At 64.7% G+C, this 22,156-nt stretch carries 22 protein-coding genes; 14 read left to right on the forward strand and 8 right to left on the reverse strand.

Going from position 1 to position 22,156, the window contains the following annotated elements; translation table 11 throughout:
• Positions 1-623: 623 nt before the first annotated feature.
• The 3 genes from H0A72_RS12140 to H0A72_RS12150 are packed head-to-tail and all read right to left on the reverse strand — an operon-like array spanning position 624 to position 3,897.
• Positions 624-1,889: an NAD(P)/FAD-dependent oxidoreductase gene (locus H0A72_RS12140; RefSeq protein WP_180155651.1), complete on the reverse strand. Its 1,266-nt coding sequence runs from the start codon at positions 1,887-1,889 to the stop codon at positions 624-626.
• Between the two features lie 4 nt (positions 1,890-1,893).
• On the reverse strand, positions 1,894-2,865 hold the full coding sequence (locus tag H0A72_RS12145; protein ID WP_180155653.1) for a tripartite tricarboxylate transporter substrate binding protein: 972 nt from the start codon (positions 2,863-2,865) through the stop codon (positions 1,894-1,896).
• A 12-nt stretch (positions 2,866-2,877) separates the two neighbouring features.
• Entirely contained in the window at positions 2,878-3,897 is a 1,020-nt protein-coding gene (locus tag H0A72_RS12150; protein ID WP_180155655.1) for a dipeptidase, read from the reverse strand.
• A 120-nt stretch (positions 3,898-4,017) separates the two neighbouring features.
• On the opposite strand from H0A72_RS12150, the gene H0A72_RS12155 reads away from it, so the two are divergent.
• The 6 genes from H0A72_RS12155 to thpD all read left to right on the forward strand — a co-directional run bounded on the left by H0A72_RS12155 (position 4,018) and on the right by thpD (position 8,767).
• Positions 4,018-4,773: an IclR family transcriptional regulator domain-containing protein gene (locus H0A72_RS12155; RefSeq protein WP_180155657.1), complete on the forward strand. Its 756-nt coding sequence runs from the start codon at positions 4,018-4,020 to the stop codon at positions 4,771-4,773.
• Between the two features lie 134 nt (positions 4,774-4,907).
• Positions 4,908-5,450 (forward strand): MarR family winged helix-turn-helix transcriptional regulator, encoded by a 543-nt coding sequence (locus H0A72_RS12160; protein WP_180155659.1) that lies wholly within the window; start codon positions 4,908-4,910, stop codon positions 5,448-5,450.
• Between the two features lie 80 nt (positions 5,451-5,530).
• On the forward strand, positions 5,531-6,043 hold the full coding sequence (ectA, locus tag H0A72_RS12165; protein ID WP_180156139.1) for a diaminobutyrate acetyltransferase: 513 nt from the start codon (positions 5,531-5,533) through the stop codon (positions 6,041-6,043).
• An 87-nt stretch (positions 6,044-6,130) separates the two neighbouring features.
• Positions 6,131-7,438, forward strand: coding sequence for a diaminobutyrate--2-oxoglutarate transaminase (gene ectB / locus H0A72_RS12170; protein WP_180156141.1), 1,308 nt, complete (start codon positions 6,131-6,133; stop codon positions 7,436-7,438).
• Positions 7,435-7,830, forward strand: coding sequence for an ectoine synthase (locus H0A72_RS12175; RefSeq protein WP_180155661.1), 396 nt, complete (start codon positions 7,435-7,437; stop codon positions 7,828-7,830). The genes ectB and H0A72_RS12175 overlap by 4 nt, the downstream gene beginning before the upstream one ends.
• A gap of 16 nt (positions 7,831-7,846) precedes the next feature.
• Positions 7,847-8,767, forward strand: coding sequence for an ectoine hydroxylase (gene thpD / locus H0A72_RS12180; RefSeq protein WP_180155663.1), 921 nt, complete (start codon positions 7,847-7,849; stop codon positions 8,765-8,767).
• Positions 8,768-8,898: 131 nt separating this feature from the next.
• Here thpD and ehuA read toward each other — a convergent pair whose 3' ends face one another.
• From ehuA to ehuB, 4 genes are read right to left on the reverse strand one after another with little or no spacing between them, the layout of a single operon-like run.
• Positions 8,899-9,681: an ectoine/hydroxyectoine ABC transporter ATP-binding protein EhuA gene (gene ehuA, locus H0A72_RS12185; RefSeq protein ID WP_180155665.1), complete on the reverse strand. Its 783-nt coding sequence runs from the start codon at positions 9,679-9,681 to the stop codon at positions 8,899-8,901.
• Entirely contained in the window at positions 9,678-10,370 is a 693-nt protein-coding gene (gene ehuD, locus H0A72_RS12190; protein ID WP_180155667.1) for an ectoine/hydroxyectoine ABC transporter permease subunit EhuD, read from the reverse strand. Before ehuD ends, ehuA begins: the two co-directional genes overlap by 4 nt.
• A 2-nt stretch (positions 10,371-10,372) precedes the next feature.
• Positions 10,373-11,044, reverse strand: a complete 672-nt coding sequence (gene ehuC, locus H0A72_RS12195) for an ectoine/hydroxyectoine ABC transporter permease subunit EhuC (RefSeq protein WP_180155669.1) — start codon at positions 11,042-11,044, stop codon at positions 10,373-10,375.
• Positions 11,045-11,056: 12 nt separating this feature from the next.
• Complete coding sequence (gene ehuB / locus H0A72_RS12200; protein WP_180155670.1) at positions 11,057-11,920, reverse strand: ectoine/hydroxyectoine ABC transporter substrate-binding protein EhuB; 864 nt, start codon at positions 11,918-11,920, stop codon at positions 11,057-11,059.
• Positions 11,921-12,291: 371 nt separating this feature from the next.
• Between ehuB and aroG the strand changes: the two genes are divergently transcribed.
• From aroG to H0A72_RS12240, 8 genes are all read left to right on the forward strand, one after another.
• Positions 12,292-13,386, forward strand: coding sequence for a 3-deoxy-7-phosphoheptulonate synthase AroG (gene aroG / locus H0A72_RS12205; RefSeq protein ID WP_180155672.1), 1,095 nt, complete (start codon positions 12,292-12,294; stop codon positions 13,384-13,386).
• A gap of 56 nt (positions 13,387-13,442) precedes the next feature.
• A complete protein-coding gene (locus H0A72_RS12210) occupies positions 13,443-14,855 on the forward strand; it encodes an FAD-binding oxidoreductase (protein WP_180155674.1) in 1,413 nt (470 codons plus the stop codon).
• A 43-nt stretch (positions 14,856-14,898) separates the two neighbouring features.
• A complete protein-coding gene (locus H0A72_RS12215; protein WP_180155675.1) occupies positions 14,899-16,392 on the forward strand; it encodes an FAD-linked oxidase C-terminal domain-containing protein in 1,494 nt (497 codons plus the stop codon).
• Between the two features lie 9 nt (positions 16,393-16,401).
• Positions 16,402-17,502: a glycolate oxidase subunit GlcE gene (gene glcE, locus H0A72_RS12220; protein ID WP_180155677.1), complete on the forward strand. Its 1,101-nt coding sequence runs from the start codon at positions 16,402-16,404 to the stop codon at positions 17,500-17,502.
• A gap of 9 nt (positions 17,503-17,511) precedes the next feature.
• Positions 17,512-18,747, forward strand: a complete 1,236-nt coding sequence (glcF, locus tag H0A72_RS12225) for a glycolate oxidase subunit GlcF (RefSeq protein WP_180155679.1) — start codon at positions 17,512-17,514, stop codon at positions 18,745-18,747.
• Positions 18,748-18,756: 9 nt separating this feature from the next.
• On the forward strand, positions 18,757-19,872 hold the full coding sequence (gene mnmA, locus H0A72_RS12230) for a tRNA 2-thiouridine(34) synthase MnmA (protein WP_180155681.1): 1,116 nt from the start codon (positions 18,757-18,759) through the stop codon (positions 19,870-19,872).
• Positions 19,873-19,950: 78 nt separating this feature from the next.
• On the forward strand, positions 19,951-20,772 hold the full coding sequence (locus H0A72_RS12235; protein ID WP_180155683.1) for a sulfite exporter TauE/SafE family protein: 822 nt from the start codon (positions 19,951-19,953) through the stop codon (positions 20,770-20,772).
• 28 nt (positions 20,773-20,800) lie between these two features.
• Positions 20,801-21,280 (forward strand): redoxin domain-containing protein, encoded by a 480-nt coding sequence (locus tag H0A72_RS12240; RefSeq protein ID WP_180155685.1) that lies wholly within the window; start codon positions 20,801-20,803, stop codon positions 21,278-21,280.
• Positions 21,281-21,336: 56 nt separating this feature from the next.
• Here H0A72_RS12240 and H0A72_RS12245 read toward each other — a convergent pair whose 3' ends face one another.
• Complete coding sequence (locus H0A72_RS12245; RefSeq protein WP_180155686.1) at positions 21,337-21,951, reverse strand: glutathione S-transferase N-terminal domain-containing protein; 615 nt, start codon at positions 21,949-21,951, stop codon at positions 21,337-21,339.
• Between the last annotated feature and the right edge of the window lie 205 nt (positions 21,952-22,156).

Consider the following 22,156-nt stretch of genomic DNA (forward strand, 5'->3'; position numbering starts at 1 on the left):
GCTGGAGGCCCGTTTCATGCCGCGATAGCCACCACACCACGGCCATCGCAGTACCGCCATCGTACTGCCGCCACCGTGATCATGTCCCCTCCATCGCCATGCCATGGCTGCCACAGAGCCACGCTGCTGCTGGCCAAACCCTCTTGCCAAGAACCAGCCCGCCACTGAGACAAGCCCAGCCTCAATTCTCGATACCATGAGGCCTGCCAGGTGCTGCGCGGGTGCTCGGGCGACTTTCGGGGCCCGCCGGCCAAAGCGCGTCTGGCGGGGATGCAAGGGCGCAGCTGTTTGAGCCCGCGCTTTCGGGCCACTGGCCCGAGCGGGCGAGTTCTGCGACCGCCCCGACAGGCGTGCTTTGGCCGGGCAGTCCTGCGCAGCAGGACCGGGTCACGGGAGCAAGAGCGCCCGCGCAGCACCTGGCAGGCCGCGTCAAGAAACCAATAACGGCGCAACAATCAATAAGCAGGCCGCGTCAAGAAACCAATAACGGCGCAACAATCAATAAGCAGGCCGCGTCAAGAAACCAATAACAACGCGACGATCAATAAGCAGACCGTTCAACAACCCAGACAACAGCGCAAGAAACCAGATAACGACGGCCCGGCAAGCCGTCACCCGCCCCATCAAAACCTGGACAAACGAAACGGCGCAAGATCGATTTCAGGCTCTTGATTCAACACCATCTTCGCCGCCACCTCCCCCACAGCCGGCCCGATACCGAAACCATGGCCCGAGAACCCCGTTGCGACATACAGGCCCACATGCCCCGCCACCGGCGAAATGATCGGTAGCGCGTCTGGGGTTACGTCTATGTACCCCCCCCACATCTCCCGCACCGGCGCCGTTTCGAACGCCGGAAACACCTGGGCCAGCTTCTTCAGCGAAGACCTTGCCGCCGCCCGCGAAGGGCCCGGATCCAGCACCCGCCGCTGCTCGAACGGAGTCACGCCGTCCGGGCCGAAGCGGCGCTTGACCCGCAGCTCGCGGAAGAACGCCCTGCCGAAACGAAGCTTGACCAGCCCGCTGCTCTTGACCCACGCCGGCAGAAAATGCCGGAACAAACGGAAACTGTCGGGCACGATGTCGGTGTACGAAGCATTGAACTGCGAGACCGTATAGCCGCCGTCCGCGCGCGGACGGCAGGTGAAATCGCGGCCGTTGACCGCGATGTCCAGGGGCGGATTCACGGGCGGAGTGCTGAGCACCGAGGCGCGCACCTTCAGCTGCGGCAGCGAAACCCCCAGATTCCCGCAAAACAGCCGCGACCAGGCGCCGCCGGCGACCAGCACCGCATCCGCCTGGATGCTTCCATGCTCGGTGTGCACGGCCCATGCTCCGCCCCCCCGCATGCTCAAGCCCCTGGCCGCGCAATGCTCGCGGACGTGCGCGCCGTGGCGGCGGGCGAGGCCGGCGATGCCCTGCGTGGCGAGAGCGGGCTCGGCAACCCCGTCGCTCCGGCTGTACAGGCCGCCTATCCAGCTTTCCCTGGCGTTGGGCAGGTGTTCCGACACTTGAGTGCGATCGAGCATGACCGCGTCGACGCCCAGGGGCCGGGCCGTGTCCAGCCAGCGGCGGTAGTCGTCCAGTTCCGCCGGCGTGCGGGCCAAGTACAGGATGCCGCTATGCCGGAAGCCGACGTCCGTTTGGCCCTGGATCTCGTCCCAGAGCCTGTTGGCGAGCAGGGCGAGCGGGATTTCGGGCAGGTCTCTCATCAGGCTGCGCACCCAGCCCCAATTGCGCGACGATTGCTCGCACGCGATGGTGCTTTTCTCGAAGACCGCGACGGACACGCCGGCCCGGGACAGGGCATAGGCGGTGGACACACCGATGATGCCACCGCCCACGATGGCGACGTCGACTCTTTCCGGCAGCGACTGTATCGACTTCATGGAATCAATTGCTTTTCAGCCCGAGCTGTTTGACGATCTTCGCTTCCTCGGCGAAGGTTTTTTCAGCATAGGCGGCATAGTCGGCGCTGTTCATGTAGACCGGCTCCTGGCCGTACTTCTGAAGCACTTCCGTGAACTGCGGCGACTTCACGACTTCCTCGAACACGCCGGAAAGCTTGGCCATGACCTCTTTGGAAATGCCTTTGGGCGCGGCGATGCCGAAGGGCGCATAGACGGGCGGGATATCGGGGGCGAGCTCGTGCAGGGTCGGCACGCCCGGATAGATTGCGCTGCGTTTTTCGCCCCAGGTCACGAGGACGCGCATCTTGCCGCTTTCCACCATGGGCACGATGGTGGACGAACCGGCGTAGGCGTCGACGAAATCGCCCATGACCGCCTGGATGACGCCGGTTTCGCCCTGATAGGGAACGTGCGTCCATTTGACGCCGTAGCGCTCGGCGATCTGCTCCATCATCACGTTCGAGGCGCTGCCCACGCTGGCGGTGCCGTAGGTGATTTCTTTCGTGCGCGACTTCGCGGCGGCGATGAAGTCTTCCCAGGTCTTGAAGGGGGAGTCCGCCTTGACCGCCACGCCCAGGGTATAGCCGCTGAGCATCATGATGTAGGTGAAGTCCTTGAGCGGGTCGTAGCCGGCGTCCTGGATGTGGGGCAGGCGAAATACGGGGCTGGGCAGAATGGCGAGCGTGTAGCCGTCGGGCTTCGCCTTGGCGATCTCGCGCGCGCCCATCGTTGCGCCCGCGCCGCCCTTGTTCTCGATGATGATGGATTGCCCGAGCTTGGGCGCCACCATTTCCGCGAACCTGCGGATCACGGTGTCAGTCGAGCCGCCCGCCTGGTAGGGCACGATGATGCGTATGGGGTGCGAGGGGTAGGACGGCGCCTGTGCGGCGCCGGCGCCCGAAAAGAGCAGGGCCAGGCCGCCGGCCAGCAGGCTGCTGAGTTTTTTGCTGTTCATGAGAGTCTCCCTTTAATTTGATTTCCAGCATTCGCCGAATGCGCGATAAAAATTCTTGCCCAGCACGCCGGCGATCTGGGCGTCGGTCAGCCCGCCGTCCTCCAGCGCCTGCGCCAGCACCGGGAATTGAGCCGGTGTCGGTGTTTCCTTGGGATACCGGGCTTCCATGACGTCGCCGAAGGCCGCCGCGAGGTCGCCGCCCGATGCCGGGTATTTGGTGCGGGACATGACCATGACGTGCCGGACCGCTTCATAGGTGTCCACGGACGGGAAATCGGTGCCGATGCCGACATGCTCGTATCCGACCAGGTCGCCGATGTATTTGACGTTGGCGACGAAGTCTTCGAGGCTGGATTGGCGCGCCGGGTCGCCGCGCCAGTTCAGGTAGCCGTGGATGCTGCAGCCGATGACGCCGCCGGTCGCGGCCACCGCCTTCAGCACTTCGTCGCTTTTGTTGCGAGGGCGCTTGATGACGCCGTTGGCGTTCGCGTGCGTCAGCAGCACGGGGCGGGAAGAGTGCTTGCAGGCATCCAGGCATGTCTGTTCCGCGCAGTGGCTGGCGTCGATCGCGATGCCCACGCGGTTCATTTCCTCGACCACCTGGACGCCGTAGCGGCTCAGGCCGCCGTTGCGCGTTTCCAGGCAGCCGTCGCCGATCAGGTTGGCCTCGTTGTAGGTCAGCTGCACCACGCGCAGGCCCAGCTCGTGGAACAAGGCGATGCGTTCCAGGGATTCCCCGAAAGGCTTCGCGTTTTGCCAACCCATGATGAGTCCGACGCCGCCGCTCTGTTTCGCGCGGTCGATGTCCGCCAGCCCTTCGACGAGTATCCAGGTGGGATCTTCCCGGCAGCGCTTCCGCCAGGCGGCGATGTCCTGGACCGCCTGTTCGAATCGAGCGGACATCTCCGTGATCGTCACGTTCATGGCGGTGACCCCGCCGGCGCGCACGTCGCGGTTGTTGCCGTCGCTGAAAAACACGAGGCCGTCGATGACCGTGGCCGCCTCGTAGTTGAATGTTCGGGCATGTGCCATCTTGCAAAGCTCCTCAGTCAATTGCTATAATTATCGAATAGCGATAGTTGTTTCCCGGTATTCAATATTTGGCAATAATTTGTTCTCTGTGTCAATAGGGAACGGGTAAGAGGTGCGCGCGTGAGTCTTTCGCCTTTGTTCATTCAGTCGCTGGAAAAGGGCCTGCTGGTGCTGGAAGCCTTCGGGCGGCACGAAACCATGAATCTGCAGGAAATGTCGCGCGCCGTCGGCATCAGCACCAGTTCCGCGCAGCGCGTGGCCTACACGCTGGAACAGCTCGGCTACATCGGCAGGCAGCCCGGCAGCAAGCGCTATCGCCTGGCCGTCAAGGCGATGAGCCTGGGCTATTCGTATCTGGCGCGGGAACGCCTGTTCCGGTCGGCGCACGCCATTCTGCACCGCCTGCATCAGGAATGCGGCGAAAGCGTCAACTTCTCCGTTCCGGACGGCGACGACATGGTGTTCGTCATGCGCATCCACACGTTCAAGCACGTGCCGGTCTACATGCCGATAGGCGCGCGCATCCCGATCACGGCGTCGGCCTCGGGGCGGGCGGTGCTGGCCAGCCTGCCTCCCGAGGAGGTCGACGAGCTGCTGGCGCGCACGACTCTGGTCCGGCATACGCCGCGCACCACGATGGACGTCGGCAGCCTGCGCCGCATCATCGACGAGGCCCGTGAAGAGGGCTTCGCATACGCCGACGAGGAATTCTTCGCGGGCGACGTCAACGTCGCGGCGGCGGTGTTCAATGAAGCGCATCGCCCCGTCGCCGCGGTCAATATCTCGGTCCCCAAGCCCCGCTGGGACGTCGCCAGGGCCAGGCAGGAACTCGGCCCGATGGCCGTGCGCGCGGCCCGCGCCATCAGCGCGGGCTGAGGCAAGGGCCGCGGCCATGGGGGCGGAGAGCCCCGGCCGTCCCGCGCCCATGCATTGACACGACTACTTCCAAGGCTTATCATTTCAACAGAAATGAATTTGACCCTTATCATCCTCCGGCCTTTCGTGTCACCATGACGACCTCCCCATCCTCACAGCAGTACGACTTGCGCATCCTGCGCGCCATGCGGCGCATCACGCGTTCCGTCGCGCTGCATTCCCGGCAGCTGGCCGCCTTCAGCAACATCACGGCACCGCAGCTCGTCTGCCTGCGCGCGGTCATCGAACACGGTCCGCTGACGGCAACGGCAATCAGCCGCGAAATCCACGTCAGCGCCAGCACCGTGGTGGGCATCCTGGACCGCCTGGAAGACAAGGGCCTGGTCCGCCGCGAACGCGGCCGGGAAGACCGCCGCATCGTGTTCGTCTCGGCAACGCCCGAAGGCATCAAGCTCGCCGGCGAAACGCCGTCGCCGCTGCAGCAGAAGCTGGCGGACGCGCTCAAGGCCCTGCCCGAACTCGAGCAGGCCACTATCACCTTGTCGCTCGAACGCATCGTCGACCTGATGGAGTCGGACGGCGCTCTTCCGGCGGATCCCCCAGGAGAACCCGCTTCGCCCCTGCTCGACGTGCCCATCGGCAGCGGGGCCTTGCCCGAATCCGGATTGGCAGTGTGAATCTAGAAACCAGAACAGACCCCCACACCTCCACCTTTTCCCCCGAGCAGGCAGCCGGCGCATCCCCGCGCGACCGGGACATGCATTGGCTGCGAGCGCCGGAAGCATCCGACGCGGCCGACATCCATCGACTGATTTCGCGCTGCCCGCCGCTGGATCTCAACTCCGTCTACACCTATCTCCTGCTCAGCGAGCACTTCCGCCAGACCTGCATCGTGGCCGGCGCCGAGGACCGCCTGCTGGGCTTCGTGTCCGCCTACCTGCGTCCGCAGCGGCCCGACGTGCTCTTCGTCTGGCAGGTCGCCGTGCATGCCGAAGCGCGCGGACGCAGGCTGGCGCACCACATGCTTACCCGCCTGCTGCGGCGCGAGGCCCTGGCGCGGGTCGCATACATAGAAACCACAGTGGGACCCGGCAATCGGGCGTCGCGCAGCGTGTTCGAACGCCTGGCGCGCGATCTGTCGGCTCCCTTGAACGAAAGCCCCTTGTTCGACGCAGGCTTGTTCGGCGGCCAGTCCCATGACGACGAACCCCTGCTGCGCATCGGGCCGTTCCGGTCGCCGGGCCGGCCAGCATCCGCATCGGCCCGGTGACGCATGCCGCGGCATCTCCATCCCTCGCGGAGCGCGGGGTGGAGCTTCTTTCATAACTTTTCATGACCAAGAGAGGAAGAAAACATGATGGACTTAAAAATATTCGACCGGATGGAGTCGCAGGTGCGGGGCTACATCCGGTCATTCCCCGTCATTTTCAAGCAAGCCAAGGGCTCCGTGCTGATCGATGAAAACAACAAGGAATACATTGATTTCTTCAGTGGCGCCGGCACGCTGAACTATGGCCACAACAACCCGCTCCTGAAGCAGAAATTGATCGAGTATCTCGAGTCGGACGGGGTGGTGCACGGACTGGACATGGCCACCACGGCGAAGAAGTATTTTCTCGAGACGTTCGAGCGCGTTTTGCTCAAGCCCAGGAACTGGCGGTATTCCCTGCAGTTCACGGGCCCGACCGGCACCAATGCGGTGGAAGCGGCGCTCAAGCTGGCCCGCCAGGTGAAGGGCAGGGCGAACGTGGTGTCGTTCACGCACGGCTTCCATGGCGTGAGCGCCGGCTCGCTGGCCGCCACGGCCAACGCCAAATTCCGCGGCGCCGCCGGCTTTCCCCTGGCCAACACCACCTTCATGCCGTATGACGGCTACATGGGTCCGGACGTCAACACCATGGCCTACTTCGAGCGCATGCTGGAAGACCCCAGCAGCGGCCTGGACAAGCCCGCCGCCGTCATCGTCGAGACCGTGCAGGGCGAGGGCGGCGTGAACGTCGCCGGCCGCAATTGGCTGAAAGAACTCGAGCGCCTCTGCCGCCGGCACGACATGCTGCTGATCGTCGACGACATACAGGTGGGCTGCGGGCGCACCGGCAATTTCTTCAGTTTCGACGCGCTGGGCATCCGGCCCGACATCATCACGCTGTCCAAGTCCTTGTCCGGCTTCGGCCTGCCGATGTCGCTGGTGCTGATGAAGCCCGAACTCGACATCTGGAAACCCGGCGCGCACAGCGGCACTTTCCGGGGCAACAACCTGGCCTTCGTCACCGCCGCGCAGGCGCTGGACAGCTACTGGACCGACGACGGCTTCGCGGCGGCGATACAGCGCAAAGAGCGCCTCGTGCGCGATTGGCTCGAGAACATCGTGCACAGCTATCCGCAAGCCGGCCTGAGCGTGCGGGGCAGGGGCTTGATACAAGGCCTGGTGCTGCCGACCGGAGGCGACGCGGCGAACCGCATTGCGCGGGCGGCCTTTGAAGAAGGAGTCGTGATCGAGACCTCGGGCGCGCAGGACGAAGTCCTGAAGGTCCTGCCGGCGCTGACCATCGAAGACGACCGGCTGATGCGCGGCCTGGAAATCATAGAGCGCAGCCTGGGCCGTGTGCTGGCGCGGACGGACGCGAGCGCGCGGGTGTTGAAGATGGGAGGAAAATCGCGATGATCGTACGCAATGTCAAGGATGTCATCGGGACGGAAAACGAGGTCAGGACGGAGAACTGGCTGAGCCGCCGCGTGCTGCTGCGCAAGGACGGCATGGGCTTCTCCTTCCACGAAACCGTCATCTTTCCGGGCACCGAAACCCACATTCATTATCAGAATCACCTGGAAGCCGTGTGGTGCATAGAGGGAGACGGGGAAATCGAAACCATCGCCGACGGCCGCAAGTACGCCCTGGGTCCCGGTGTCGTGTACGCGCTGGACCAGCATGACGAGCACTGGCTGCGCGGCGGAAAGCAGCCGTTGCGCGTCATCTGCGTGTTCAATCCGCCTTTGACGGGCTTCGAGGTGCACGACGAGAAAGGCGTGTATCCCGCCGTGTCGGACGCCGCTTGAAATCAAAGGAGCAGACATGAAAACAGCGATCAAGGATCCCTATGTTTCACGCACGGACCGGAACGCCGCCATCATCGCCAGGCAGGACCCCGTCGTCTACGGCGGCGGCCGCTACGCCGCCGCGCTCGATGAAACCCGGCTGGCCGACTATGAGCGCGACGGCTTTCTGTTGATCGAGGGCCTGTTCAGCGGACAGGAGGTCGCCGCGCTGCTGCGGGAAGTGCAGCGCATGAGCGCCGATCCGGCCATTGCCGCCTCGGAGGAGGCCGTCACCGAACCGGGCAGCGATGCGGTGCGCTCGATTTTCCGGGTGCACGAGCTGAGCGCGGCGCTGGGCGCGCTGGCGCGCGATCCCCGGCTGATCGACGTCGCGCGCCAGATCCTGGGCTCCGAAGTCTATATGCACCAGTCCCGGGCCAACATGAAGCCGGGCTTCAAGGGCAAGGAGTTCTATTGGCATTCGGATTTCGAGACCTGGCACGTCGAGGACGGCATGCCCGGCATGCGCGCCATCAGCTGCTCGCTGCTGCTGACCGACAACAATGCCTGCAACGGCCCGCTCATGCTGGTGCCCGGCTCGCACATGCAATTCATTTCCTGCAAGGGAAAGACGCCGGAGCGCCACTACGAGCAATCGCTGAAGAAGCAGGAATACGGCGTGCCCGACCCCGTGAGCCTGCGCCTGCTGGCCGAGCAGGGCGGCATAAAAGCCATGGAGGCGGCGGCCGGGTCCGTCATTTTCTTCGACTGCAACACCATGCACGGATCCAACGGCAATATTTCGCCCTGGCCGCGCGCCAATGTCTTCATGGTCTACAACAGCGTGGAGAACGCGCTCCAGCCGCCCAAATACGGCCTGAGTCCGCGTCCCGAGCACATCGCCACGCGCGGGAGCTTCGAGCCGCTGGTCCCGCTGGAAGCGCCGGCGTACGCATGAGGCGGCCGGGCGGACGCGATTCCGCCCGGCAGGCTGCCCGGGGGCGAGCCTGAGTCCGAGCCGGACGGCGGCCCGCCCCATCGGGGCCTTCTGCGCCGCCGGCGCCATGCCGGGCCGGCGGGGGCCGGCCATCAATGCGGCTCGGGGCTCAGGAAGCCTTTCAGGAATTCCTGCGTGCGCGCTTCGCGAGGGGTGGAGAACACCTGTTCCGGCGGCCCCTGCTCGACGATCCGGCCCTTGTCGAAGAAGCAGACCCGGTCGGAGATCTGCTTGGCGAACTGCATTTCATGCGTGACCAGCAGCATGGTCAGGTCGTGTTCGTTCGAGAGCCGCTGGATGACGTTCAGCACTTCGCCGACCAGTTCTGGATCCAGCGCGGAGGTGGGCTCGTCGAACAGCATGATGTTCGGGCGCATGGCCAGGGCGCGCGCGATGGCCACGCGTTGCTGCTGGCCGCCCGACAGCTGGCTGGGAAACTTGTCGGCCTGGTCGGACAGCCCCACCAGCTCCAGATATTCCTCGGCGCGCCGGTTCGCCTGTTCCTTGTCCAGCCCCAGCACGTGCACCGGCGCTTCCGTGATGTTGCGGCGCACCGTCATGTGAGGGAAAAGATTGAACTGCTGGAAGACCATGCCCATTTCCTTGCGCATGGCACGCAGGTGGTCTTCGCCGGCGGGGACGAGCCGGCCATCGCGCTCTTCGTGCCAGAGCGGCTTGCCCGCCACGTGGATCACGCCGTCGTCTATGGTCTCGAGCGTCATGAGTATGCGCAGCACGGTGGACTTGCCCGAGCCCGAGGGCCCGATGATGGTGACTTTCTCGCCTTTGGCGACGCTGAAGTCCAGAGCGTCGAGCACGGTGAGCTCGCCGAACTTCTTGGTGACGCGGTCGAATCGAATGATGTCTTGGGTCATCGCAGGGGCAGTCCTTGTTTGGGCAGGCGCGTGTCCAGCCGGCGCACGCCCGCCGCCGCCAGCAAGGTCAGCAGCAGGTACAGGCCTCCGACCATGGAAAGCGGGATCAGGTAGTTGAAGCTGCGGTCGCCGATGATCTTGGCCACATTGAGCATTTCGAGCACGGAGACGACGGAGAGCACCGGCACGTCTTTCATGATGGACACCAGGTAATTCCCCAGCGCCGGAATGATTCTGGGTATGGCCTGCGGCACGATGATGACGCTGAAGGTGCGCAGCGCCGACAGGTCCAGGGCGTGCGCGGCCTCCGTCTGCCCGCGCGCGATCGATTCGATGCCCGCGCGGTATACCTCGGAGGTGTAGGCGCTGTACTGGATGCCCAGGGCGAGCGCGCCCGTCAGGAAGGCCGGCAGGACGATGCCGTATTCGGGCAGCACGTGGTACAGAAAGAAAAGCTGGACCAGAAGCGGCGTGTCGCGGATGAATTCGGTGAGGAAGCGCGCCGGCCAGGACACGATGCGCGACCGCGACGACTTCAGGCCGGCCAGCACCAGGCCCAGCACGGCGGCCACGACGAAGCCCAGGGCGGTCGCCTGCAGCGTGACCGCCAGGCCCTTCAGCAGAATGGGCAGGATGGACCAGGCGAAGACCCAGTTGTTGGCGGTGTCCCATTCTATGCCCAGCAGCATGTTCAGGACCTCCCGGCGCGCCAGCGCCCCACGGAACTTTCAAGCAGCTTCATGAGCGCGGTCAGCGCCAGGGCCATGCCGAAATACATGAACAGCAAGAGCGTGTAGATGGTGACGCTGTCCTGGGTGAAGTTGCGGATCTGCTCTGCGCGGAAGGCCAGGTCGCCCAGGCTGATCAATGAAACGAGGGCGGTATCCTTCAGGTTCTGTATGGCCAGGTTGCCGAAGCTGGGCATCATTTCGGGAATCGCCTGCGGCAGCGCGATGCGCCACAGAATCTGCCGCGGCGTGAAGTCCAGGGCCTTGGCCGCCTCGTGCTGCGCAGGCGGCACCGCCTGGATGGCGCCCCGGACGACCTCGGCGCCATAGGCGCCTATGTTCAGGGCCAGCGCCAGGGTGCCGGCGACGACGGGCGGCAGGCGCAGGTCCACGCCCACCGCCTGCCCGAGCAGCGGCAGGGCGAAGTACAGCCAGAACAGCTGCACCAGCAGCGAGGTGCCGCGGAAGACTTCGATGAAGGCCACCGACACGCCCCGCGCCAGCCGGCTTCCCGACACCTTGCCCATGCCGAAGGCGAACGCGCATGCCGCGCCCAGGATGGTGGAATACACCGTCAGCTGCACCGTGACCCATGCGCCCTCCAGCAAGGGCGGCATATAGCTCGACCAGTTCATGGGGCGGGCGCGCTATCCCGCCGCGCAGAGCTGTTCGGTCGTCTTGTTGAACGATTCTTCGGCGTCGGTGGGGCTGAAGCCGTAATGCGACATGGTCTTGGCCCAGCCTTCGGTCCGCTTGAACTTGGCGAGCTCGGCGTTCACTGCGTCGCGGAAGTCGGCCGAGTCCTGGCTGAAGGTGAAGGCGCCCCAGCTGCGCGCCGGCGCGCCGCCGACCACGGGGTCCTTGAACTGCGCCGCCGCCTCGACCTTGTCGCTCTTGGAGGCCAGTTCGCTCACCGTCAGGCTGGTTGCCGCATAGGCGGCCGCCCGGCCCGTCGAGACCGTGGAGATCGCGTCGGCGTTGTTGGCGATCGTCACCATGCGTTCGGGCGGAACGCCCAGCGCCTGCAGGATCTCCAGCTGATCGGCGCCCGCCATGATGGCGACTTTCTTGTCCGACTGGACGAAGCTTTCGTAGGCATGGAGGTCGTGGGGGTTGCCCTTGGCGACCAGCAGGCCTTCGCCGTAGGAGCTGTTGGGTTCGGAAAACAGCACTTCCTTGCAGCGTTGCGGCAGGATGGCCATTTCGGCCGCCACCATGTCGAAGCGGTTGGCCCGCAGGCCGGGAATCAGCGAGCCGAAGTTGGTCGTGATCCATTCGATTCGATGGATGCCCAACTGTTCCATGATGTGCTTGGCCACGTCCGGCCCCATGCCTTTGGCCTGGCCGTCCATGTCCATGTAGCCGTAAGGAATTTCATTGGCAACGGCGATGCGCACGGTGCCGCGCTTCTTGATGTCGTCGAGGCCGGCCGCATGGGCCTGGAAGGCGAGCATGCCGGCGGCCAGGGCCGGCAGGGCGCGCAGGATCAGATTTTTCAGGCGTTGGTTCATCGCGGGTCCTTTTCTTGTCGTGGATGCGGTTGCGATCGGCATCGGCTTGCCCGGGGCGGGCTCGGGACGCCGACCCTTGAAAATCATACAGCATATAATGATTTGAGTTCAAATCAATTGTGTGGATATCAATCGTGTCGATATGAACAAAATTTCTTCTTGGCAGGGCGGGAACTCTGTGCTAGGATCTACGCCTATGTACCGCGCATCCCAATTTTTCTTCTTTTATTTTTTTGCTTTTCCGAAACCGCTGGTGGAGGAAGGGAAGCGTTGTACGCAGTAAAAAAGAACCAAATTCCCAAAAAGCCGCCAGCGAAGCTAGGCGGCTTTTTTTGTACCGCTCGCTAGCTGACAAAACCAGGAGTTATGCTGTGTCACACAATACAGACGATTTACGTATACGCGAAATCAAAGAACTCAGCCCGCCCGCGCACGTCATGCGAGAATTCCCATGCACGACCGCCATTTCCTCTACGGTCTATGGCGCCCGCAACGCCTTGCATCGCATACTGGAAGGCACGGACGACCGGCTGGCGGTGGTCATCGGGCCCTGCTCCATCCACAACCCCGCGGCGGCCATCGACTACGCCAAGCGCCTTGCGGCCGAACGCAAGCGCCACCTGGGCGAGCTCGAGATCATCATGCGTGTCTACTTCGAGAAGCCCCGCACGACGGTGGGCTGGAAAGGCCTCATCAACGATCCGGGCCTGGACGGCAGCTTCAACATCAACCAGGGCCTGCGCACCGCGCGCGAACTCCTGATCGACGTCAACGCCCTGGGCCTGCCCGCCGGCTGCGAATTCCTGGACATGATCACGCCCCAGTACATCGCCGACCTGGTCTCCTGGGGGGCCATCGGCGCGCGAACGACCGAAAGCCAGGTGCATCGTGAACTGGCTTCCGGTCTTTCGTGCCCGGTCGGGTTCAAGAACGGCACCGACGGCAACACGAAGATCGCCATCGACGCGATCAAGGCCGCGTCGCAGCCGCACCATTTCCTTTCGGTCACCAAGGGCGGGCATTCCGCCATCGTCTCCACCGTGGGCAACAATGACTGCCACGTCATCCTGCGCGGCGGCAAAGTCCCCAACTACGATGCGGAAAACGTCGAGGCGGCCTGCCAGGCGCTGGTGAAGAACGGCTTGCGGCCGCGCATCATGATCGACGCCAGCCACGCCAACAGCAACAAGGACTACCGCAACCAGCCCCTGGTGCTGGAAGACATCGCGGCCCAGATGGAAGCCGGCGACCAGCGCATCTTCGGCGTCATGGTCGAAAGCAACCTGGTGGGCGGCAGGCAGGACCTGGTCGACGGCCGGCCGCCGGCTTACGGCCAGAGCATCACCGACGGCTGCATCGACTGGGACACCTCCGTCCAGGTGCTGGAACGCCTGGCCGAGGCCGTGCGGAATCGCCGCCAGGCCTGCACGCAATCGGCAAATGCCCTGATCGGCAGCCACGCCTAAAAAACAGTAGTATCGGAATAGCGACATCATCCACAGGGTCAAGGAGTCTGACAAGCATGAACGCCCCCGTCGGTAACCAGAATCTGCGCAGGGAGATCCCGGCCGGGTTCCTGGACGCTTTGAAGAGCCGCTTCGGCGAGCGCTTTTCCACGGCGCAATCCGTGTGCGAGCATCATGGCCGGGACGAATCCCCGTATCCCGCCATGCTGCCGCATGGGGTGGTGTTCGTCCAGACCACCGAAGAAGTCGCCTGGGTGGCGCGCCATTGCAACGACCACAAGGTGCCGCTCATTCCCTATGGCGCGGGGTCCTCGCTCGAAGGGCACATACTGGCCGTGCAGGGGGGCATCAGCCTGGACTTGTCCGGCATGAACCAGGTGCTGGCCGTGCACCCGGAAGACTTCACCGTCACCGTGCAGGCGGGCGTCACGCGCAAGCAGCTCAACGAAGAAATCCGCGACACCGGCCTGTTCTTCCCCATCGACCCGGGCGCCGACGCCAGCCTGGGCGGCATGGCCGCCACGCGGGCGTCGGGCACCAACGCGGTGCGCTACGGCACCATGCGTGAAAACGTCATGTCCCTGAAAGTGGTCACCGCCGACGGCCGCGTGATCGAAACCGCCAATCGGGCAAGAAAGTCTTCCGCCGGCTACGACCTGACCCGGGTGTTCGTGGGCAGCGAGGGCACGCTGGGCATCATCACCGAGGTCACGGTGCGCCTGTATCCCCAGCCCGAGGCCGTGTCCGCCGCCATCTGCAATTTCCCCACGCTCGACGCGGCGGTGCAGAGCGTGATCGAAATCATCCAGATGGGCGTGCCCATCGCCCGCGTCGAATTCATGGACACCGCGGCGGTCAAGGCCATCAACGCCTACAGCAAGCTCGATCTCAAGGAATCCCCGCTGCTGCTGTTCGAATTCCACGGCAGCCCGTCGGGCGTCAAAGAGCAGGCCGAAGTCGTCCAGGAAATCACGCGCGGCAACGGCGGCATGGATTTCGAATGGGCCGATCGGCCCGAAGACCGCAGCCGCCTCTGGACGGCCCGCCACAACGCCTATTTCGCCGGCCTGCAACTGCGCCCGGGTTGCCGGGCCAGCACCACCGACGTCTGCGTGCCCATTTCCCGCCTGGCCGAGTGCGTGAGCGAAACGGCGGCCGAGCTGGACCTGGCCTCTTTCCCCTACACCATCGTGGGCCACGTGGGCGACGGCAACTTCCACGTGCTCATGCTGCTCGACCCCGACGATCCGGCCCAATGGGAAGAATCCGAACAGCTGAACCGTCGGCTGGTGGAGCGCGCCATCCGCATGGAAGGAACCTGCACGGGCGAACATGGGGTCGGCCTGCACAAGATGGAATTCATGCTGGCCGAGCACGGCCGCGACGCGCTGGACCTCATGGCCGCGCTGAAGCGGGCTTTCGATCCGCACGACATCCTCAATCCCGGCAAGATCATTCCGCCGGCCTGACGGACGGGGGTTCCGTACAAATACCAAGAACCAAAGAGAGACAATGAACCAATCCCTGTTGAGTCCGGCGCCCGAAACGGCTCCGGATTTTGCCGGACTGATCGCCAGGCTGGCCGACAGAGTGCCCAGGCACTGCATCCTGTCCAAGGTCGAAGACACGCGGCCTTACGAATGCGACGGTTTGTCCCTGTACCGGGCGCTGCCGCCGGTAGTCATCCTGCCCGAAAACGAAGCCCAGGTGGTGGCGGTCTTGCGCGAATGCAAGGCGCTGAACATTCCCATCGTGGCGCGCGGCGCCGGCACGGGGCTTTCGGGTGGCGCCATGCCGCATGCCCAGGGCGTCCTGATGGGGCTGGCCAAGCTCAACCGCATCAAGAGCATAGACCTGGACACGGCGACCGCCGTGGTGGAGCCGGGCGTGCGCAACCTGGCCATTTCCGAGGCCGCCGCGCCCTACGGCCTGTACTACGCCCCGGACCCCTCCAGCCAGATCGCCTGCACCATAGGCGGCAACATCGCCGAGAACTCCGGGGGCGTGCATTGCCTGAAGTACGGGCTCACCGTCCATAACGTGCTGCGGGTGCGCGTCGTCACCATAGACGGCGACGTCGTCGAACTGGGCTCCGGCGCCCCCGACACCCCCGGCCTGGATCTGCTCGCGGCCTTCATCGGCTCCGAGGGCATGCTGGGCATCGTCACCGAAATCACCGTGAAGCTGATACCCAAGCCGTCCTGTGCGCGGGTGATCATGGCCAGTTTCGGCAGCGTCGAGTCCGCCAGCCTCGCGGTGACCAACGTCATCGCGGCGGGCATCATCCCGGCGGGGCTCGAAATGATGGACAAAAGGGCGGTGCACATGGTCGAGCCCTTCGTCAAGGCGGGCTACGACCTCGACGCGGAAGCCATCCTGCTGTGCGAATCGGACGGCACCGAGGAAGAAGTCGAGGACGAGATCGCGCGCATGCAGGCCGTCTTCCAGGACGCCGGCGCCACTCGCTTGCAGGTGTCCGCCTCCGAGGCCGAGCGCCTGGTTTTCTGGGCGGGGCGCAAGAACGCGTTTCCGGCGGCCGGCCGCATCTCGCCCGACTACTACTGCATGGACGGGACCATTCCGCGCCGCCACCTGGGCCGCGTGCTGAGCGCGATCGAGCAGATGGAAGACGAGTTCCGCCTGCGCTGCGCCAACGTCTTCCACGCGGGCGACGGCAATCTGCATCCGCTCATCCTGTTCGATTCCAACCAGCCCGACGAGGTCGAGCGGGCCGAGAAATTCGGCGCGGCCATACTCGAACTGTGCGTGCAGGTCGGGGGCACCATCACGGGCGAACACGGCGTGGGCATGGAAAAAATCAACCAGATGTGCGTGCAGTTCACGCGCGAAGAACTCGATTATTTCCTGGCCTTCAAAAGGGCGTTCGACCCCTACGGCCTGCTCAACCCCGAAAAAGTCGTTCCCACGCTGGCGCGCTGCGCCGAGTACGGCAAGATGCACGTTCACGGCGGCAACATCCGCTTTCCCGAACTGCCGCGTTTCTAAGAGGCCCGCATGGATTTCGTATTGACCGAACTCTGCCAGCAAGTCATGACGGCCCGCGGCGCGGAGCGGCCGCTGCACATACGGGGCGGGGGCACCAAGCGCTTCTATGGCGAGCCGGTGGACCAGGACAGCGTGCACGACACCGCCGTGCTCGATTTGTCGGGCTACCACGGGGTCGTCAACTACCAGCCCTCCGAACTGGTGATCACGGCCAAGGCTGGCACCCTGCTCAGCGAAGTCGAGGCCTTGCTGGCCGAGCGCAACCAGATGCTGGCGTTCGAGCCGCCCCGGTTCGGCGCCGCGTCCACCCTGGGCGGCTGCATCGCCGCCGGCCTGTCCGGCCCGCGGCGCATGGCGGCGGGCAGCGCGCGCGACTACGTGCTGGGCGCCAAGCTGCTCGACTCCTCCGGCTCCGTGCTGTCTTTCGGCGGCGAGGTCATGAAGAATGTCGCGGGCTTCGACATCTCGCGCCTGCTTGCGGGCTCGCTGGGCATCCTGGGGCCCATGGTCGAGGTCTCCGTCAAGGTGGCGCCGCGTCCCTTCGAGGAATCCACCGCCGTGCTGGACCTCGCCCAGGCCGAGGCGCTGAAGAAATTCACCCAATGGCGCGGGCTGCCCCTGCCCGTCAGCGGCACCGTGTGGCACCCCGAAGGCGGCGGGCCCGCAGGCCGCCTTTACGTCCGGGTGTCGGGCAGCGGGCCGGCGGTGGACTACGGCCTGAAGCGCATAGGCGGCGAGCTCATGGACCCGGCCGAGGCCGACGCTTTCTGGGCAAGCATCCGCGATCACACCCACCCGTTCTTTGCCGCGCGCCCGCTCTGGCGCGTGGCCCTGCCGCCGAACGCCGGTCCGCTGGAGCACCCGCAGACCCTGGTCGAATGGAACGGCGGCCAGCGCTGGATCGCCGGCGTGAGCGATCCGCTGGAATTGCGATCCGCCGTGGCCGGGCTGGGCGGCCATGCCACCTTGTTCCGCCACGGCCCCGGCAAGCCCGAGGTTCCCGTGTTCCATCCCTTGCCGCCGGGCGTAAGCAACATCAATCGTCGGCTCAAGCAAGAGCTGGATCCCATGGGCATCTTCAACCCGAACCGCATGTTTCCAGACTTTTAAGAGACCACCGTGCAAACCAATCTAGCATCATGGGCTCGCGCCAGCGAGCTGGGCCAGGAAGCCGATGAAATACTGCGGCGCTGCGTCCATTGCGGATTCTGTCTCGCGACCTGCCCGACCTACCAGGTGCTGGGCGACGAGCGCGACAGCCCGCGCGGCCGCATCTACCTGATCAAGCAGGTGCTGGAGGGCGCCGAACCGACGCGCGCCACGCAAGAACACCTGGACCGCTGCCTGACCTGCCGGAACTGCGAGACCACCTGTCCCTCCGGAGTCCAGTACGGCGCACTGGTCGACATCGGCCGCAAGATCGTGGACGAACGAGTCGAACGGCCGATGGCCCAGAAGATACAGCGCGCCGGCTTGCGGCGCATGCTGAATTCGCCGCTGTTCGGGCCGGCATACAGCCTGGGGCGCCTGCTGCGTCCTTTGCTGCCGGAAACGCTCAAGAACAAGCTGCCCGCGCCGCGGCCCGCCGCCGCGCTGCCCGCCGACACGGAACGCCATGAGCGCCAGGTGCTGATGCTGGCGGGTTGCGTGCAGCCGTCCATGATGCCCTCCATCGACGCCGCCACCATACGGGTGCTGGACGCCGTGGGAATAGGCACGCGGGTGGTGCCGGGCTCGGGCTGCTGCGGCGCCATCAATTTCCACCTGGACGCCCAGGACGACGCCTTGCAGCAGATGCGGGCCAACATCGACGCATGGCTGCCGCTCATCGACGGCGGCCAGGTCGAGGCCATCGTCATGAACGCCTCGGGCTGCGGCGCGATGGTCAAGGAATACGCCCACCATTTGCGGCACGATCCCGACTACGTGATCAAGGCCCTGCGGGTCGTCGCCAAGGTGCGCGACATCGCCGAGATCCTGGCGCCGCATGCCGACGCACTGAAGCATCGCCTGCAGGGCCTGCCCGAAAGGCCGGCATTCCATCCGCCCTGCACCCTGCAGCACTGGCAGGGCCTGCGCGGCGTCAGCGAGCGCCTGCTGGCCGACCTGGGCTTCGCGCTGCAGCCATTCAATGAATCGCATCTATGCTGCGGCTCGGCCGGCACTTACTCGGTCACCCAGCCGGAGCTCTCCATCACCCTGCGCGATCGCAAGCTGCAAGCCATCGAGCCGACGAAGTCCGATTGCATCGTCTCGTCCAACATCGGCTGCATCACGCATCTGCAAAACGGCACATCCATTCCGGTGCGCCACTGGATCGAAGTCGTCGACGAGGCCCTGGCCAAGACTCGCTAAAATACCGGTATGGCTAACATATCTGGAAGTAGGGGGCGTGTCGTCATCGGCATGTCGGGGGGCGTCGATTCGTCGGTGGCCGCATGGCTGCTGAAGCAGCAGGGCTACGAAGTCCTGGGCCTGTTCATGAAGAACTGGGAAGACGACGACGATACCGAATACTGCTCTTCCCGCCAGGACTGGCTCGACGCCGCCAGCGTCGCCGACCTGATCGGCGTCGACATCGAAGCGGTGAATTTCGCGGCCGAATACAAGGACCGGGTGTTCGCGGATTTCCTGCGCGAATACTCGGCCGGCCGCACGCCCAACCCCGACGTCCTGTGCAACGCCGAAATCAAATTCAAGGCCTTTCTGGACCACGCCATGTCCCTGGGCGCGGACCTGATCGCCACCGGGCACTACGCCCGCCGCCGGACCGTGCAGGCAGGCGGCGCGCCACGGCACCAGCTGCTGAAGGCGCTGGACCACACCAAGGATCAAAGCTATTTTCTGCATCGCCTGAACCAGGACCAGCTTGCCCGCACCCTGTTTCCGCTGGGCGAGCTTCCCAAGACCGAGGTCAGGCGCATCGCCCGGTCGCTGCAGCTGCCCAATGCCGCCAAAAAGGATTCGACGGGCATCTGCTTCATTGGCGAGCGCCCCTTCCGCGAATTCCTGAACCGCTATCTGCCCACGCGGCCGGGGCCCATCAAGACGCCCGAAGGCCAGGTGGTGGGCGAGCACCAGGGGCTGTCCTTCTATACGCTGGGGCAGCGCAAGGGGCTGGGCATAGGGGGCGTGAAAGGGCGCCAGCGCAGCGACGGCACCGCCGATGCATGGTACACCGCCAGGAAGGATCTGGCGCACAACACCTTGTATGTCGTGCAGGGGCACGACCATCCCTGGCTGCAGTCCACGGAATTGAGCGCCCAGGACGCCAGCTGGGTCGCCGGCGAGGCGCCCCGGGCCGGCGACTACATGGCCAAGACGCGCTACCGGCAGTCGGATTCGCCCTGCCGCCTGAAGGCGGTGTCGGGCGCCGCCTTCAGCTTGTCGTTTGCAGAGCCGCAATGGGCGGTGACGCCCGGCCAGTCCGCCGTGCTGTATGACGGCGACGTCTGCCTCGGCGGCGGTATCATCACCTAGCGCCCGTCGACGTCACAGGCGCCAGCCTTCAGTCATTCCACGGTTTTTTCTTACTCAATCAAATCAAAGCAGGACAACATGGATCCAGTTTTCATCATCTCTTTGGTCGGCCTTGGCGCCGTGGTCGGTTTTGCGGCCGGCTTGCTGGGCATCGGTGGCGGCATGATGCTGGTTCCGTTCCTGACCATGCTGTTCCCGCTGTACGGCGTGCCCAAGGACCTCGTGGTGCACGCCGCCATCGCAACGTCCATGGCCACCATCGTCTTCACCTCGGTGTCCAGCATGCGGGCGCACCATGCCAAGCGTGCCATCTTGTGGGACATCGTCGCCGTCATGGCGCCCGGCATGATCGTGGGCGGCCTGCTGTCCGGCGGCGCCGTCTTCTCCTATCTCAGCGGTGCGGGGCTGTCGCTGATCTTCGGGCTGTTCGTGATGTATTCGGGATTCAAGATGCTGTCGGGCAAGCCGCCGGCCCTGTCCCGCACCATGCCCGGCAAGGCGGCCACCGCCGGAGTCGGAGTGGGCATCGGCTTCGCGTCCGGCCTGCTGGGCGCGGGGGGCGGCTTCCTGTCGGTGCCCTTCATGACGCGCAGCAACGTCAAGGTGCATAACGCCGTGGCCACCTCCGCCGCTCTGGGATTCTTCATTGCCGTGGCCAATAGCGTGGGCTATATCTATTCCGGCTTCCAGGAGGTGCGCGGGCAGGAGGGCATGCTGGGCTACATATATTGGCCGGCCTTGCTGGTGCTGTCCGCCATGAGCGTGCTCACGGCTCCGTTCGGCGCGCGCTGCGCGCACAGCCTGCCGGTCGCCACGCTCAAGCGCGTGTTCGCCTGCCTGTTGTTCGCGCTGGCCGGCTACATGCTTTACGAAGCGTATCTCGGGTACACGGTGGGCTAGCGTCCCGCCGGCCTTGGAGGCCAAGGACATGAATCAGACCTATCACCCGCCGGCGCCCCCATGGGAGGTCGAGCAATGGTTCAACACCGATCAGGCGCCCACGCTGGAGTCGCTGCGCGGCAAGGTGATCGTCCTGGAGGCCTTCCAGATGCTGTGCCCGGGCTGCGTCATGCACGGCTTGCCGCAGGCCGCCAGGGTGCGCCACACCTTCCCGCCGTCTAAGGTCGCGGTCATCGGCCTGCATACGGTCTTCGAGCACCACGACGCCATGACGCCGGTGTCCCTGCGGGCATTCCTGCATGAATACCGCATCGCTTTTCCCGTCGGCGTCGACATGCCCGGGAGCCGCGACGGGCTGCCGCGCACCATGCTGGCCTACGGCATGCAGGGCACGCCGACGCTGATATTGATCGACGCGCAAGGCCGCCTGCGGCAGCATCATTTCGGCCAGGTCGCCGACTTGGCCCTGGGCGCCGAAATCGCCGAACTGCTGTACGAGCAGCCGTAAAAAACCCGCCACGCCGGCGGGTCTGCGTTGCGCCCGGGAAGCCGGGCATCGGCGTATCAGGGTTTGGGCGGCGCGGTGGCCACGAAGGACGGGCGCGTCTGGAGCTTTTCGTCCAGCCTTTGCAGGTTGCCGTACTGGGAGCGCCAGTTCAGTTCCGGAAAGCGAAGGTCGAGATAGCCCAGGGCGCAGCCGACGGCGACGTCGGCCAGGCCGAAGTTGATGCCCATGCAGAAAGCCTGGTCGCCCAGGCTGTTGTCCATGGATTCAAGCGCGCCCGCGATCTTCTTGTGCTGGCGATCCACCCACTGCTGGCTGCGCGATTCAGGCGCGCGGCGGTTGTTCTCGATGTAAATGCTCGTGGCGGCGTCGAGCACGCCGTCGGCGATGGCTTCCCAGCATTTGGTCGCCGCGCGGTCGCGGCCGGTTTGCGGTATCAGGCGGCCGACGGGGGAGAGGGTGTCGAGATATTCGACGATGACCCGGGAATCGAACAGGCTGCCGTTGTCGTCCATGAGCAGACAGGGCACTTTCCCGAGCGGATTATGGATTTGGATTTTAGTATCTTCGGCCCACACGTCCTCGAGTATGAATTCGTAATCGAGTTTCTTTTCAGCCATGACGACGCGCACTTTGCGTACGTATGGACTGGTGAGCGAACCAATAAGTTTCATGGCAAGGGTCAGAAGTTACAGGCAAAAAAAGTATAGCAGGAACGTTGCCCATATTAGCCGTGAAAGCCTTGCCGCAGCCCGCCGGGGCCGGACCGTCGGGGCAATCTGTCGTTTATATGCTTATGAATTTTTAATCGTGTGACTTTTCACCCGAATTGGGGTATGGGAAAGCTGCCGGACAGCCGCCGAATGCTAGAATGCCCAA

Origin of the sequence: Parapusillimonas granuli, from assembly GCF_013416525.1 — a bacterium.
GTDB classification, from domain to species: domain Bacteria; phylum Pseudomonadota; class Gammaproteobacteria; order Burkholderiales; family Burkholderiaceae_B; genus Parapusillimonas; species Parapusillimonas granuli.